The 13,686-nt window shown below is 68.1% G+C and carries 15 protein-coding genes; 2 read left to right on the top strand and 13 right to left on the bottom strand.

Going from position 1 to position 13,686, the window contains the following annotated elements; translation table 11 throughout:
• The first annotated feature begins 1 nt into the window (after position 1).
• Both ACOZBP_RS12250 and ACOZBP_RS12245 read left to right on the top strand, forming a co-directional pair.
• On the top strand, positions 2-1,603 hold the full coding sequence (locus ACOZBP_RS12250) for an alpha-glucosidase (protein WP_422676716.1): 1,602 nt from the start codon (positions 2-4) through the stop codon (positions 1,601-1,603).
• Between the two features lie 151 nt (positions 1,604-1,754).
• Positions 1,755-3,008, top strand: a complete 1,254-nt coding sequence (locus ACOZBP_RS12245) for a D-amino acid dehydrogenase (RefSeq protein ID WP_422676715.1) — start codon at positions 1,755-1,757, stop codon at positions 3,006-3,008.
• A gap of 177 nt (positions 3,009-3,185) precedes the next feature.
• Here the strand turns inward: ACOZBP_RS12245 and ACOZBP_RS12240 are convergent, their stop codons facing one another.
• From ACOZBP_RS12240 to ACOZBP_RS12180, 13 genes are read right to left on the bottom strand one after another with little or no spacing between them, the layout of a single operon-like run.
• Positions 3,186-3,638 (bottom strand): chemotaxis protein CheE, encoded by a 453-nt coding sequence (locus ACOZBP_RS12240; protein ID WP_422676714.1) that lies wholly within the window; start codon positions 3,636-3,638, stop codon positions 3,186-3,188.
• Positions 3,635-4,225 carry a response regulator gene (locus ACOZBP_RS12235; RefSeq protein WP_422676713.1) on the bottom strand — a complete coding sequence of 197 codons (591 nt, stop codon included), beginning with the start codon at positions 4,223-4,225 and terminating at the stop codon, positions 3,635-3,637. The genes ACOZBP_RS12240 and ACOZBP_RS12235 overlap by 4 nt, the downstream gene beginning before the upstream one ends.
• 4 nt (positions 4,226-4,229) lie before the next feature.
• Positions 4,230-4,586, bottom strand: a complete 357-nt coding sequence (locus ACOZBP_RS12230) for a hypothetical protein (RefSeq protein WP_422676712.1) — start codon at positions 4,584-4,586, stop codon at positions 4,230-4,232.
• Entirely contained in the window at positions 4,586-5,104 is a 519-nt protein-coding gene (locus ACOZBP_RS12225; RefSeq protein WP_422676823.1) for a chemotaxis protein CheD, read from the bottom strand. Before ACOZBP_RS12225 ends, ACOZBP_RS12230 begins: the two co-directional genes overlap by 1 nt.
• Before the next feature lie 23 nt (positions 5,105-5,127).
• Positions 5,128-5,517, bottom strand: coding sequence for a response regulator (locus ACOZBP_RS12220; RefSeq protein WP_422676711.1), 390 nt, complete (start codon positions 5,515-5,517; stop codon positions 5,128-5,130).
• 9 nt (positions 5,518-5,526) lie between these two features.
• Entirely contained in the window at positions 5,527-6,567 is a 1,041-nt protein-coding gene (locus ACOZBP_RS12215; protein WP_422676710.1) for a protein-glutamate methylesterase/protein-glutamine glutaminase, read from the bottom strand.
• Positions 6,564-7,430: a CheR family methyltransferase gene (locus ACOZBP_RS12210; RefSeq protein ID WP_422676709.1), complete on the bottom strand. Its 867-nt coding sequence runs from the start codon at positions 7,428-7,430 to the stop codon at positions 6,564-6,566. The genes ACOZBP_RS12215 and ACOZBP_RS12210 overlap by 4 nt, the downstream gene beginning before the upstream one ends.
• Positions 7,427-7,900 carry a chemotaxis protein CheW gene (locus ACOZBP_RS12205; RefSeq protein ID WP_422676708.1) on the bottom strand — a complete coding sequence of 158 codons (474 nt, stop codon included), beginning with the start codon at positions 7,898-7,900 and terminating at the stop codon, positions 7,427-7,429. The genes ACOZBP_RS12210 and ACOZBP_RS12205 overlap by 4 nt, the downstream gene beginning before the upstream one ends.
• 5 nt (positions 7,901-7,905) lie before the next feature.
• Positions 7,906-10,176 (bottom strand): chemotaxis protein CheA, encoded by a 2,271-nt coding sequence (locus ACOZBP_RS12200; protein WP_422676707.1) that lies wholly within the window; start codon positions 10,174-10,176, stop codon positions 7,906-7,908.
• Positions 10,177-10,186: 10 nt separating this feature from the next.
• Entirely contained in the window at positions 10,187-10,552 is a 366-nt protein-coding gene (locus tag ACOZBP_RS12195) for a response regulator (RefSeq protein WP_422676706.1), read from the bottom strand.
• Positions 10,549-10,830, bottom strand: coding sequence for an STAS domain-containing protein (locus ACOZBP_RS12190; protein WP_422676705.1), 282 nt, complete (start codon positions 10,828-10,830; stop codon positions 10,549-10,551). Before ACOZBP_RS12190 ends, ACOZBP_RS12195 begins: the two co-directional genes overlap by 4 nt.
• Positions 10,830-12,773, bottom strand: coding sequence for a methyl-accepting chemotaxis protein (locus ACOZBP_RS12185; protein WP_422676704.1), 1,944 nt, complete (start codon positions 12,771-12,773; stop codon positions 10,830-10,832). The genes ACOZBP_RS12190 and ACOZBP_RS12185 overlap by 1 nt, the downstream gene beginning before the upstream one ends.
• Positions 12,774-12,791: 18 nt before the next feature.
• The gene (locus ACOZBP_RS12180; RefSeq protein WP_422676703.1) at positions 12,792-13,520 is read right to left on the bottom strand and encodes a TorF family putative porin; all 729 of its coding nucleotides are present in this window, start codon (positions 13,518-13,520) and stop codon (positions 12,792-12,794) included.
• Between the last annotated feature and the right edge of the window lie 166 nt (positions 13,521-13,686).

Raw genomic sequence — 13,686 nt, 5'->3', positions numbered from 1 at the left:
CATGACGCCGGCGTCCGAACCTCATCGGGAATGGTGGCGCGGGGCGGTGATCTATCAGATCTATCCACGCAGCTTCGCCGATGCGAACGGCGACGGCATAGGCGATTTGGCGGGGATCACAGCCCATCTGGATCACGTGGCCTCGCTGGGGGTGGACGCGGTGTGGATCTCGCCCTTCTACGCCTCGCCGATGAAGGACTTCGGCTATGACGTGGCCGACTACTGCGACGTCGATCCCGTGTTCGGGACCCTGGCCGACTTCGACGCCCTGCTGGCCAGGGCGCACGCCCTGGGGCTGAGGGTCATCCTCGATCAGGTCTGGTCCCACACCTCGGACCAGCATCCGTGGTTCAAGGCCAGCCGTCAGGACCGCGCCAACCCTCATGCCGACTGGTACGTCTGGGCCGACGCCCTGGCCGACGGTTCGCCGCCGAACAACTGGCAGTCCGTCTTCGGCGGGCCGGGCTGGACCTGGGACGCGCGGCGCGGCCAGTACTATCAGCACAACTTCCTGCCTGAGCAGCCGCAGTTGAACGGGCGTCATCCGGCGGTGCAGGACGCCCTGCTGGCCGTGGGCCGGTTCTGGCTGGACCGGGGCGTGGACGGCTTCCGACTCGACGCGATCAACTTCATGATCGGCGACCCCGGCTTGCGGGACAATCCGCCCCTGCCGCCCGGCGGCAAGCGCACCCGGCCCTTCGATTTTCAGGACAAGATCTACAACCAGTCGTCCCCCGACATCCTGCCCTTCCTGGCGCGGGTGCGCGCGCTGACCGACAGCTACGGCGACAGGCGCTTCACCGTGGCCGAGATCGCCGGGGACCACGCCGACCGCGAGATGAAGGCCTTCACCGCCGAGGGTCTTCTGAACAGCGCCTATGGCTTCCTCTACCTCTACGCTGAACACCTGAGCGGCGAACGGGTCGCGGCGGGCGCCGCCATGTGGCCGGGCGCTCAGGGCCAGGGCTGGCCTTCGTGGGCCTTCTCCAACCACGACGCGCCGCGCGCCGTCTCGCGCTGGGCCGAGGGTCGCGACGCGCGGGCCCTGGCCGAGATGCTGCTGCTGCTGCTGGTCTCCCTGCGCGGCAACGTCTTCGTCTACTACGGCGAGGAGCTCGGCCTGCCGCAAGGCGAGGTGCCGTTCGAGCGGCTGCTCGACCCGGAAGCCATCGCCAACTGGCCGCAGACCCTGGGCCGCGACGGCGCCCGCACCCCGATGCCGTGGCGGGCGGACGCGCCCTTCGCCGGCTTCTCCACCGTCGAGCCCTGGCTGCCGGTGGACGCGCGCCACCCGGCCCTGTCGGTCGATGTCCAGAACGCCGACCCCAGGTCGATGCTCAACGCCGCCCGCCGCATCCTGGCCCTGCGCCGCGCCCATCCGGCGCTGCGGATCGGCGAGATGAAGATGCTGACCACCGGGCCGGTGCTGACCTTCACCCGCGAGGGCGGCGACGAGACCCTGCTGGCCGCCTTCAACCTGGGTCATGAGGCGCAGGAATGGACCGCGCCCGAGGGCTTCGCCGTCATCGACAGCGTGAACCCCGGCAAGACCGGAAGCCTGCCGCCCCTGGGGGGCGTCCTGCTACGTAGACAGACGGTGTGACGTGAGGGATTTTTCCGCTCACCCATCCCCGACTTCGCGCCCGACTGTTTCAACAAACACACATGGTGCAGCGCACACGTTCCGGCGACGCTCGACAAACGCAAAAACTGGTCTAGGGATCGCGCGGGTTGTCCGCTGAAGGTCGAGACCAATGAAGATCGCAGTCCTGGGCGCCGGCGTCATCGGCGTGACGACGGCCCACTATCTGGCCAAGGCGGGCCACGAGGTCACGGTGATCGACCGCCAGAGCGGCCCGGCGCTGGAGACCAGCTTCGCCAACGCCGGCGAGATTTCGCCCGGCTATTCCTCGCCCTGGGCCGCGCCCGGCATCCCGGCCAAGGCGGTGAAGTGGCTGTTCATGCGCCACGCCCCGCTGATTTTGCAGCCGCAGGTCGATGTCGCCACCGTGCGCTGGCTGCTGGCCCTGCTGCGCAACTGCACCTCGGCCCGCTATGCCCTGAACAAGGCGCGGATGGTGCGTCTGGCCGACTATAGCCAGGCGGTGCAGACCGCCTTGAACGCCGAGCTGGGCCTGCAATACGACCACCGCACCCAGGGCACCCTGCAACTGTTCCGCACGCAGAAACAGTTGGACGGCATCTACAAGGACACCGAGGTCCTGCGCCAGGGCGGCGTGCCGTTCGAGGTGCTGGATCAGGACGGCTGCATCCGCGCCGAGCCGGGTTTGGCGGCCACGCGCGACCTGTTCGTCGGGGGCTTGCGCCTGCCCAGGGACGAGACCGGCGACTGCTTCAAATTCACCAATGCCCTGGGCGACGTGGCCGCCGCTGAGGGGGTGACCTTCCTCTACGACACCGCCATCACCGCCCTGACCACCGACAAGGACCGGATCAGCGGCGTCGAGACCAGCCGGGGCCGGATCACGGCCGACGCCTATGTCCTGGCTCTGGGCTCCTATTCGCCGCAGATGGTCAAGCCGCTGGGCATGACCCTGCCGGTCTATCCGGTGAAGGGCTATTCGATCACCGCGCCCATAGTGAATGAGCCCGCCGCCCCCGTCTCGACCATCATGGACGAGAGCTACAAGGTGGCCATCACCCGTCTGGGCGACCGCATCCGCGTCGGCGGCATGGCCGAGATCTCGGGCTACAACAACGTCCTGCCCGAGCCGCGCCGCAATACGCTGGAGCATTCGGTGGGGTCGCTCTTCCCCGGCGCCGGCGACCTGAAGGCGGCCAGCTACTGGTCCGGCTTGCGGCCGATGACGCCGGACGGCACCCCGGTCATAGGCAAGACCCGGTTCGACAACCTGTTCCTGAACACCGGCCACGGCACCCTGGGCTGGACCATGGCCTGCGGCTCGGCCCGCGTCATCGCCGACATCGTCAGCGGCCAGACCCCGGACATCGAGACGGCGGATCTGGGGATTGCGCGGTACGGATGAGCAACCTTCCTTCTCCCCTTGAGGGAGAAGGTGGCAGGCGAAGCCTGACGGATGAGGGGTGTGAGCACCGCCCAACCGATCAAGGCCGAACGTCTGATCCACGACATTTCAACCGTCGCGCCGACACCCCTCATCCGGCCCTGACGGGCCACCTTCTCCCACAAGGGGGAGAAGGGCTTAGGTGCGAGTCTTCGCCGCCACCGACCGCAGGCCGGCCAGCAGGGCGTCGCTGGTCGCGTCGGTCTTGCAGCCCGCCGTCAGGATCAGGCGCATGGCCTGGACGTGGACGCCGACCGAGGGCCAGCTCCAGGCGCCGCTGGTCTGCATTCGATCGGCCACGTCGCACAGGCTGTAGCCGGCGTCATACAGAGGGCCGGTGTCGAAAAATCCGGCCGTATCCAGCAGCGACGAGGCCAGTCTGTAAACCTGGGCCTCGCTGCCCGGCGCGGCGGCGGCGGCGACCAGCTCCAGTTCAGTGATGGTTCCGGCGACCGTGATCATTACATCGTCGCGGTGACGTTCCAGCCGCTCGGTGGCGCGACGCTCGACCTCGGCCACTGTGCGGCCGCCCGGCTGGGCCATCTGGCGCGCCAGGGTGGTCTTGATCTTCAGGGTGCGGGCTTCGGTCATAGCGCGACCCTCTGGGGTTTCAGCAGCATATCGATGTCGGACTGGTCCATATTGGCCTCGACGGCGGCGCCGACGTGAGTCGACAGGTCGCCCTGACGGCGGCCCGGAATGCCCAGCGGCGGACCGAAGTTGCGGACGCGACGGTCGGGTCCGACGTAGTTCTCGCTCTCGACGAACTCGCGCTCGTCTCCCGCCAGCCAGAGGATGCGCCGCAACAGGACGGCGGGCGTCAGGGGCTTGGTCACCACGAAGCTGACGCCGCAGTCGCGGCCTTCCTGCACCTTGGCCTGAGAGGCGTGGCCGGTCAGCAGCATGATGGGGATGAAGCGCAAGGGCGCCGGGGTCTCACGCCGCAGCCAGCGGGCGAAGGCGTAGCTGTCCATTTCCGGGTCGGAGCAGTCGATGACGATCAGATCGACCGCGCGGTTCTGGATGATGCGCACGGCGGCCGTGGCCGAGGCGCACTTGATCTGTTCCTTGACCCCGAAGCCCTGGAAGACGGAGCTGAGCATGTCCAGCGCCTGCGGATTGTCGTCGATCAGCAGGACGGTCGACTGCTCGAGATTGACGCGGTCTTGGGCGCTCATCGGATCAGTCGAACAGCAGCAGGTCGCCGGACACGGCGGCGGGAGCCGGGGCCGACGGCGACTTCACCCGCAGCGACAGTTCGCGCAGGCGGTCAGCCATCTCGGCCAGAGGCAGGGCGGCCAGCGCCGTATCCATCGGCTGATCGGCGGCCAGGGCGCCCGCCAGACCCGACAGGGCGTCGACCCTCTGGCTCAACACGTCAAAGGCCTGCATCCGCGTCAGAAAGGTCAGACGTTGCTCCGCGGGCGCCAGGCGCAGCAGTTCGGCCACCAGACCGCCCGCTTCGTCCAGACCGGTGCGGATGTCGGCCAGTTCGGCGGCCACCGCTGTCAGCAAGCCCTTGGTGTCATAGTCGTTCATCAGAACAGCTCCAGCGCGCCGGAGTCGACGGACGGCGGAGGCGGCGGCGCCGGGCGCGGTGCGACCGCGTCCGTGACCGCGCGTTGCAGCGCCCGACCGGTCACCGGCCAGTAATGCAGTCGACGCCCCCCGGCGCCCCTCAGGCTGGCGCCGACGACGGGAATGCCTTCGTCGGCCAGAAAACGTTCCGCGAAATCGGCGTTCGACATGCCCACGTCCTTCAGGGAGTCGAACATGCGGCCGCCGCCGAACAGCTTGGCTTCCAGGCGCTCGCGGCGACCGCCCGCCTTCAGCACGTCGTTGATCAGCAGCTCCATGGCGTAGGCGCCGTAGCGACGCCCCGCGTCGGTGCCCGCCCCTGCGCCCTCGGGCAGAAGGAAGTGGTTCATGCCGCCGATCCCGGCCAGGGGATCGCGCAGGCACATGGCGACGCAGCTGCCGAGCACCGTCGAGAGCACGACATCGGGATCGGACGTCACATGGTGCTCGCCCTGGCCGACATGGACCCGTCGTTCCATCAGTTGCTGATCGCGGGCGAGGTTCACGTCAGCGGGCCGAAGACGCCTTCCAGCTTCTCTTTCAGCTGGGCGGTGGTGAAGGGTTTGACCAGATAGTTGTTGACGCCGAACTGGACCGCGCGCTGCACCAGTTCGCGATCGGCGCGGCCGGTCAGCATGATGAAGGCGGTCTTGGACGTCGGCGGGTGGGCGCGGATGGCGCGCAACAGGCCCAGGCCGTCCAGGTTCGGCATGTTGAAGTCGGAGATGATCAGATGGACCGGCTTGGTGATGGCCGAACGCAGACCAATCTCGCCGTCAGCGGCCTCCGAAATCTCGCGCACGCCGATCTGTTGCAGGCTGTTGCGGATCAGGGAGCGCATGGTCAGTTGGTCGTCCACGACCAGAACATTGAGGGCGGAAGCGGCGGGCATAGGCAGTCCTTACGCAACAGGCTTTGAGGCGGGCGCACCGGCGGCGCACAGTTCGAGAATGGCGGGGGCGAGGCGGGGCAGAGACAGCTGACGCTCGACGGCGCCGATTTCGAAGGCGGCGCGCGGCATGCCGTAGACGACGCAGGAAGCCTCATCCTGACCCAGGGTCCGGGCGCCGGCCTGACGCATGGTCAGCAGGCCCTTGGCCCCGTCCTTGCCCATGCCGGTCAGGATGACGCCCGTCATGGGGCGGCCCAGCCGGGCGACCGAGTTGAACAGGACGTCCACCGACGGACGGTGGCCGTTGACCGGATCGGCGCGGACCAGGCGGCAGCGTCCGCCCGAAACCTCCAGATGAGCCTCCCCGCCCGGCGCGATATAGACATGACCCGCCTTGAGCGGTGCGCCGTCCTCGGCCTCGGTGACGGTGGCGCCGGACGCCTTGTCCAGACGGGCCGCGAAGCTCTTGGTGAAGGTGGCGGGCATGTGCTGGGTGACGACGGTCGCCGGACAGTTGGCGGGGAAGGCCGACAGGATGTTCAGCAGGGCTTCGACCCCGCCGGTCGAGGCGCCGATGGCCAGGATATGGTTCGGATCGGCGCGATAGGCGCCGTCCACGACCTTGGCCTCGCGCGTTTCCAGCGGACGCACGCGCGAACGCGCGGCGATCTTCACCTTTTCGGCCAGGTCGCCGAAGGCTTCCTGGGCCGAGACGCCGGGCGCGGGCTTGGCCACCGCATCGACCGCGCCGATCTCCAGCGCCGCCAGGGTCACGTCGGTCCCGGCCTGGGTCAGGGTCGAGACCATGACCACCGGCATGGGCCGCAAACGCATGATCTTCTCGAGGAATTCCAGCCCGTTCATATTGGGCATCTCGACGTCCAGGGTGATGACGTCGGGGTTCAGTTCCTTGATGGCGGCGCGGGCCTCCAGCGGATCGGCGGCCGTGCCGACAACCGAGATCTCGGGATCGCGGCGCAGGACGGCGCTGATCAGACTGCGCATCGTGGCGCTGTCATCGACCACCAGGACGCGGACGGGGTTGCTCATGCCCGCCCTCCCAGCCTGTAGGCCGTCAGGCCGCAGGTCTGCAGCTGGGCTGTAGCCGGGCCGCTGACGCGCTCGGAGTGGCCGATGTAGAGGGTGGCGCCGGGCGCCATCATCGGGGTGAAGCGGCCCCAGACCATTTCCTGGGTTGCATCGTCGAAATAGATGACCACGTTGCGGCAGAAGATGACGTCGAACTTGCCGCGCATGGGCCAGTCGCCGATCAGGTTCAGTTCGCGGAAGGACACCAGGCGACGCAGGGTCGCATCGGCGCTGAACTGCCCGACGCTTCCCGGCACCGGCGTGAAATGCTTGCGGCCCGAGGCCGGCACCGGCGACAGAAGTTCGTCGGAATAGACGCCAGCCGCCCCCTCGGCCACCATGTTGGGGTCGATGTCGGTGGCCAGAATGCGCACGTCCAGATCCGCCGCTTCCGGCAGGACGTCCAGCACGGTCAGGGCCATGGAATAGGGCTCCTGCCCGTTGGAACAGGCCGCCGACCACAGCCGCACGCGGCCTCCGGCGCGAGCGCGGGCCGCCAGCTCAGGCATGACCTTGTCACGCAGGTGGTCGAAGTGGTGCGGCTCGCGATAGAAGCGGGTGACGTTGGTGGTCAGGGCCGCCGTCATGGCCTGACGCTCGTCGACGCCCTCCACGCCCTCGATCAGGGCGCAGTAGTCGCGGAAGCTGCGCAACCCCAGAACCCGCAGGCGCTTGGCCAGGCGGGAATAGACCAGGGCGGCCTTGCCCTCGCTCAGGGCGATGCCGGCGTGGGCGTGCAGGGTCTGGGCGATGTGGCGGAAGTCCTCGGCGGTGAAGACGAACTCGCCTTCCACCAGGGACGTGCGCCCGGAGGCGGTGGTCATGCGGCTTCGGCTTCGCTTTCAGCCGGCAGGACGTGGTCGAGGTCGATCAGGCTGATCATGCGGCCGCCTTCGACGGCGAAGATGCCCTTCACGAAGGTCTTCACATGGTCGCTGGCGACATCAGGCGTCGGCTGGATGGTCGAGTCCGTCAGCTGCACGATGTCCGACACGGCGTCGACCAGCAGGCCGACCATGCGGTTGCCGATGTGGGCCACCATGATGACGTGGCGGGCGGTCGGCTCGGCGGTGGCCAGGCCGAAGCGGGCGCCGAGGTCGATGATCGGCAGGACGATGCCGCGCAGGTTGATGACGCCCTTCATGTAGGAGGGCGAGCGCGGCAGGGGCGTCGCGGGGGTCCAGCCGCGGATCTCGCGGACGTTCATGATGTCAACGCAGAATTCCTGCTCGCCGATGCGGAAGGCGATCAATTCGCGGTCGGCGCCGGCGACGTTGGAGGTGACTTCGGTCATGTTGCTCAGCTCGCCATCTTCAGTTCGGGGCGGTTGGATTTGCGGCGCCCGGCCAGGACCAGGGCGTCGATATCGAGGATCAGGGCGACGCTGCCGTCGCCCAGGATGGTCGCGGCGGAGACGCCGTCGACGTGGCGGTAGTTGGTTTCCAGGCTCTTGATGACCACCTGGCGCTGACCGTTGATGGCGTCGACCAGCAGGGCGGCGCGCGAGCCGGCCTCGGTCTCCACGATCATGACCACGCCGCCGTTCAGGGTGGTGGCGTCGTCGCGGAAGCCCATGACCCGCCCCACGTCCACCAGGGGCACGAACTCCTCGCGGAAGCGGATCACGGCGTCATGGCCGCCGACATAGTGGATGTCCTCGACACGCGGCGTGAGACTCTCGACGATGGCCGACAGGGGCGCCACCAGGGTCTGCTCGGCGGCGGCCACGACCATGCCGTCCAGCACGGCGAGCGTCAGCGGCAGGCTGAGGGTGAAGGTCGACCCCTTGCCCGGCACCGAGCTGATCGAGATGCGGCCGCCCAGGGCCTGAATGGAGCGGCGCACCACGTCCATGCCGACGCCCCGGCCCGAGACGTCGGTGATGGTCTCGGCGGTGGAGAAGCCCGGCAGGAAGATCAGGTTGTCGACCTCGTCGTCGGTCAGGACGGCGTCCTCGGCGATCAGGCCGCGATCCACGGCGATGCCGCGCACGCGGGGGCGGTTGATGCCCTTGCCGTCGTCGGCGATCTCGATGACGATCCGGCCCGAGCGGTGCAGGGCCGCCAGACGGACGGTTCCTTCAGCAGGCTTGCCGGCGGCCTCGCGTTCCTCGGGACTTTCCAGCCCGTGGTCGATGGCGTTGCGCAGCATGTGGGTGATCGGCTCGGCCAGGCGTTCGACCACGGTCTTGTCGACCTCGGTGTCCTCGCCGGCCGTGACCAGACGCACGCGCTTGCCGGTCATTTCGGCGACTTCGCGGACCAGACGCGGCATGCGCTGGAACACCGACTTCACCGGCTGGGCGCGGATGGCCATGACGCTGTCCTGGATGTCGCGCGTCAGCAGCTCCAGGTCTTCCAGACCCAGGGCGATGTCCGACGAACGGGCCAGGCCGCTCTCCATCACGCGCTGGGCCAGCATGGCCTGCTGGATGACCAGTTCGCCGACCACGTTGATCAGGCGATCGACGCGATCCAGATCGACGCGGATGGTCACCGGCGCGGGACCGACCGGGGCCGCCGGCGCTGCGGCCTGAGCCGGAGCAACAACCGGGGCCGCGGGCTTGGGCGCAGTCACGGGCGCGATGGGGGCCGGAGCCTGAGCCGGAGCAACAGCGGGCGCCGGCGTCATGTCGGTCGCGGCGGCGGTCGCCTGAGCCAGCAGGGTCGCGATGTCGAAATCGGGCTCGACGGGCGCGGCGGCCAGGGCCGGCAGCTCTGGCAGGCCCGGCAGGTCCGCCGAGGCGGCGGGGGCCAGGGCGGTGATGCTCAGGTCGCAGTCCATCTCGACGAAGTCGAAGACGTCGCGCACGGACGCCTCCGAGGCGTCGCCCGACAGGTCGATGGTCCAGATCAGATGGGCGTCTTCGGCGTCCAGCGCGTCCAGCGACGGCAGGCCGCTGTCGTCTAGTTGGACGGAGGTCTGACCCAGGCGGGCCAGTTCGCGCAGCAGCAGGCTGACGTCGTTGGCACTGGCGTAGAGGCGCGGATGCGGACGGAAGACGATGCGCCACCCGGCGGCCGGCGCCGCAGCCAGAGGCGGCAGGTCGAGCGACGGCAGCTCCAGCGACGGCAGTTCGACCGGCGCGCCGAAGTCAGCCAGATCGAGGGTCAGCGGCGTGAAGCCGAAATCATCCTCAACCGGCGCGGCGGCGACAGGCGCAGCCGGCCTGGCCTGACCGTGGGTCAGAACTTCCAGTTCGGCGACCAGACCGGCCGAGCGCGCGGCGTCCACCGGCGGCTTCGTGCCCTGGGCGGCGGCGATATGGTCGGCCAGCACGTCCGAGGCCCGCAGCAAGGTCTTGATCGTGACGTCGTCGCATTCCTTACGGCCCGAGCGCAGCTCGTCCATCAGGGTCTCGAAGACGTGAGCGAAACGCACCAGGTCTTCCAGACCGAAGGCCCCTGCTCCGCCCTTGACCGAGTGGACCGCGCGGAAGACGGCGTTGATCGTCTCGCCGTCGCCCTGGCCGGTTTCAAGCGCCAGCAGATTGGCTTCCAGATCGCCCAGCAGTTCGCTGCACTCCTGGAAGAAGGTGACCTTGATGGCCTCGAACGGATCGTCGCTCATCTTGTAGTCCTCAGGCCGCGACGCGACGGACGGCGTCGACCAGCTTGGCCGGGTCGAAGGGTTTGACGATCCATCCGGTCGCCCCGGCGTCGCGGGCGCGCTGCTTCTTGGCCGCGTCGCTCTCGGTGGTCAGGACCAGAACCGGGGTGGCCTTGTGGTTCGGATCGGCGCGCATGCCTTCGATGAAGCCGAAGCCGTCCATGCGGGGCATGTTGATGTCGGTGATCACGATGTCCGGCCTTTCCGCCTGGAGCACCTCAAGGCCGTGGATGCCGTCCTCGGCCTGAACCACGCGGTAGCCGGCGTCTTTCAGCGCCAGCATCAGCATGTCGCGCATGGTGCGTGAATCGTCGACGGTGAGAACTGTCTTGGTCATGCGAGTTGGCCTTGCGCCGCGAGATCAGAGGCTGAGGCGCCAAAGGCGCCCCATTGCGAGGCGAAAGCCTCGGAGACATTGACGAAGGTCAGGGCCTGACCATCGGCGCGCCAGGTCTGTAGCGCCGACAGCAGGACCTGAAGGCACAGGCCGCCCAGGCGTTCGACCGCCGAAGCGTCCAGCGCCGTCTCCTGGCCGCGCACGGCCAGGAGTTGCGCCTTCAGGGGTTCGGCAGCGCGCAGATCAAGCACGGCCGGAAGGGCGAGAAGGGCCGTCATCAGAACTCTTCCCAGCCGTCTTCGACCGCCTGCGGCTTCAGAGCGGCTCCGCCGCGACCGACGGTCTTGAGCGCAGCGACGGTCTGGGCCACAGGCTGAGACTGGCGGGCAGGCGCCACGGCGGGCCGGTGGGTCGGGGCGGCGGCCGGGGCGGCGGCCTGGCCGGTGCGGAAGCGCGACACCGAGGCGGCCAGGGTGTCGGCCTCCTGGGCCAGCGAATGGCTGGCGGCGGTGGATTCCTCGACCATGGCCGCATTCTGCTGCGTGACCTGGTCCATCTGGTTCACGGCGGTGTTGACCTGTTGCAGACCGGTGGCCTGCTCCTGGGCCGAGGCCGAGATTTCCGAGACCAGGCTGTCGATCTCGGCCACGCGGTTGACGATGCGCTGCAGGGCCTCGCCCGTCTGGCCGACCAGGTTGACGCCCGCGCCGACCTGCTGGCCCGAGGCCGAGATCAGGGTCTTGATCTCCTTGGCCGCTTCGGCCGAGCGCTGGGCCAGGGCCCGGACTTCCGAGGCCACGACGGCGAAGCCGCGGCCGGCGTCGCCTGCACGGGCGGCCTCGACGCCGGCGTTCAGGGCCAGGAGGTTGGTCTGGAAGGCGATCTCGTCGATGACGCCGATGATGTCGCCGATCTGGTTGGACGACTGCTCGATCTGGCTCATGGCGGCGACGGCGTCGCGCACCACCTGACCGCTCTTCTCGGCGTCGCCGCGTGCGGACTGCACCACGCCGGAGGCCTGACGCGCGCCGTCGGCGGTCTTGTTCACCGTGGCGGTGATCTGATCCAGGGCGGCGGCGGTCTCTTCCAGCGAGGCCGCCTGCTGCTCGGTGCGACGCGACAGGTCGTCCGAAGCCTGCGAAATCTCGCTCGAACCCGACCGGATGGCGGCGACGTTGGACACCACCACCGCGACGGCCTGTTCCAGCTGGACAATGGCCGTATTGAAGTCGGTCTTCAGCTGTTCGGCGCGCGGCGCGACCTGGACGGTCATGCGGTGCGTCAGATCGCCGCCAGCCATGGCTTGCAGCCCCTGCCCCAGGGCCGTGATGGCCACGCGGTCTTCCTCGGCGGTGCGGGCCTTCTCGGCCTCGACGCGAGCGCGCTCTTCTTCCGCGGCCGCCCGCTGGGCCACAGCTTCTGCTTCCAGGCGGTCGTTGGCGATGGCGGCGTCCTTGAAGGCCAGGACAGCGTCGGCCATGTGGCCCACCTCGTCCTTGCGACCGATCGCCGGAACCACGATCGTCTTGTCGCCGCCCGCCAGGCGACGCATGGCCGAGGTCATGGCGGTGATGGGCTTGGCGATCAGGCCGGTCACGATGAAGCCGGCGACAGCCGCGATCAGGGCGGCGGCGATCAGACCGATGATCAGGCTGAGCGTCGCGGTGGCGGTGGCGGCGTCCTGCTCGTCGCGCGCGGCCTGCAGGGCGGCGTCGTTCTTGGTGCGCAGGGCGTCGACGGCTTCTTCCACCGGCGTGATGTAGCCGTCGGCGGCGCCGTCAGGACCGACCATGGCGATGGCTTCGGCGCGCGTCGCCGGGTTCCGGGCCAGAGCCGCGCCCTTGGTGACGATATTCTCGAACCAGGCGTCGGCCGCCTTATCGGCCTCGTCGATATGCACGCTGCGATCGGAACCGACCTGGGCGCGAATACCGGTCAGCGCCTTCTTGAAGTTGTCCCGGTGAGAATCGAGGCGCTCAAGATAGTAGTTGTCGGTCGACAACAGGAAGCCGCGCATCGCGTTCTCCTGCTTCGACAGATAGAACTCCGCTTTTGCGGTTTCGCGATTGATGCTGTTTTCCTGACTGCGCTGCTTGTCTGAAATCTCGAGCTGCCAGAGGCTGTAGCCGATCACCGCGCCCATGGCGCCGATGGCCAGGAAGACAGCCGAGAAGGCTGCGAAGAGTTTCCGGGAAACCGGAAGGTTGTTGATAAAGCTCATTGTCTCGATCCCCCGAAATCAGAAAGCGTAGGTCAGGGCGCCGACGAGGCGTCCGTCATAGTTTTCACCCAGGGCATGACTGTCGGTGTCATACCAACGCACGTCCGCAGCCAGCTTTTCAGTCAGCTTGTGCTTCACGCCGACGTTCCAGGCGGCGTATTCCGCGCCGCCGTCCGCCGTGCGGTCAGCGATCGCGGCCGAGGCCTTGGTCTTGGGACCGACAGAAACCGTGCCCTGAAGTTCGACCCACCAGGCTTCCCTGGTCGCGGCGAAACCGTCGGGGGTGTAGTTGATGCGCAGGCGAGTATTGACCGGTCCCAGCTTTCGCGAGGCGTCCGCCTGATATTCCCAGAAGTTGGCGTCCACGCCGGCGCGGGTGCCGGGCAGGTCGCGGTTCACGACCGACAGATCGAACTGGAAGCCCGCCGCATCAGGGCGCCAGCCGATGGCGCTGACGATCTCGGCGTCGGAGCCCTGCGACAGCTTGGCGGTCGACGCGAAGACGCTGGCGTAAAAGTCGCCGCTGGAGACTTCGACGGCGCCGTTGACGCTGGGGTCGCCGGCGCTCTTGCCCAGACCCTTGCCGACATATTCGCTGGCCACGCCGATCTGAACGCTGAAGTCAGGGGCGTCGATGGAACGCGCCTGTGCGGCGCCGGAAACACCCAGGGCGACGGCGAGGCCGGCGAGAAGGGGGACGATGGCCGCGCCGTTCTGGCGCTGAGCGGTACTCTGTTGGACGAGCATTTCTACCTCGGTGACTGTGAGGTCTATCTGGCCCAACAACCGTAGATTTTTGTAAATCAAGCGATACGTAGAAACCCGCAGTCGCCAGAAGTTGCTACAAATGCCCGCCTCGGACGCAAGGCTTCGTTCTTGAACACCAAGGCCCCGGCATCATCGTTAATGGAAA

Origin of the sequence: Brevundimonas sp. NPDC058933 (genome assembly GCF_049315965.1) — a bacterium.
In the GTDB taxonomy this organism is placed as follows: Bacteria; Pseudomonadota; Alphaproteobacteria; order Caulobacterales; family Caulobacteraceae; genus Brevundimonas.
This window is presented reverse-complemented; position numbering and strand designations above follow the sequence as displayed.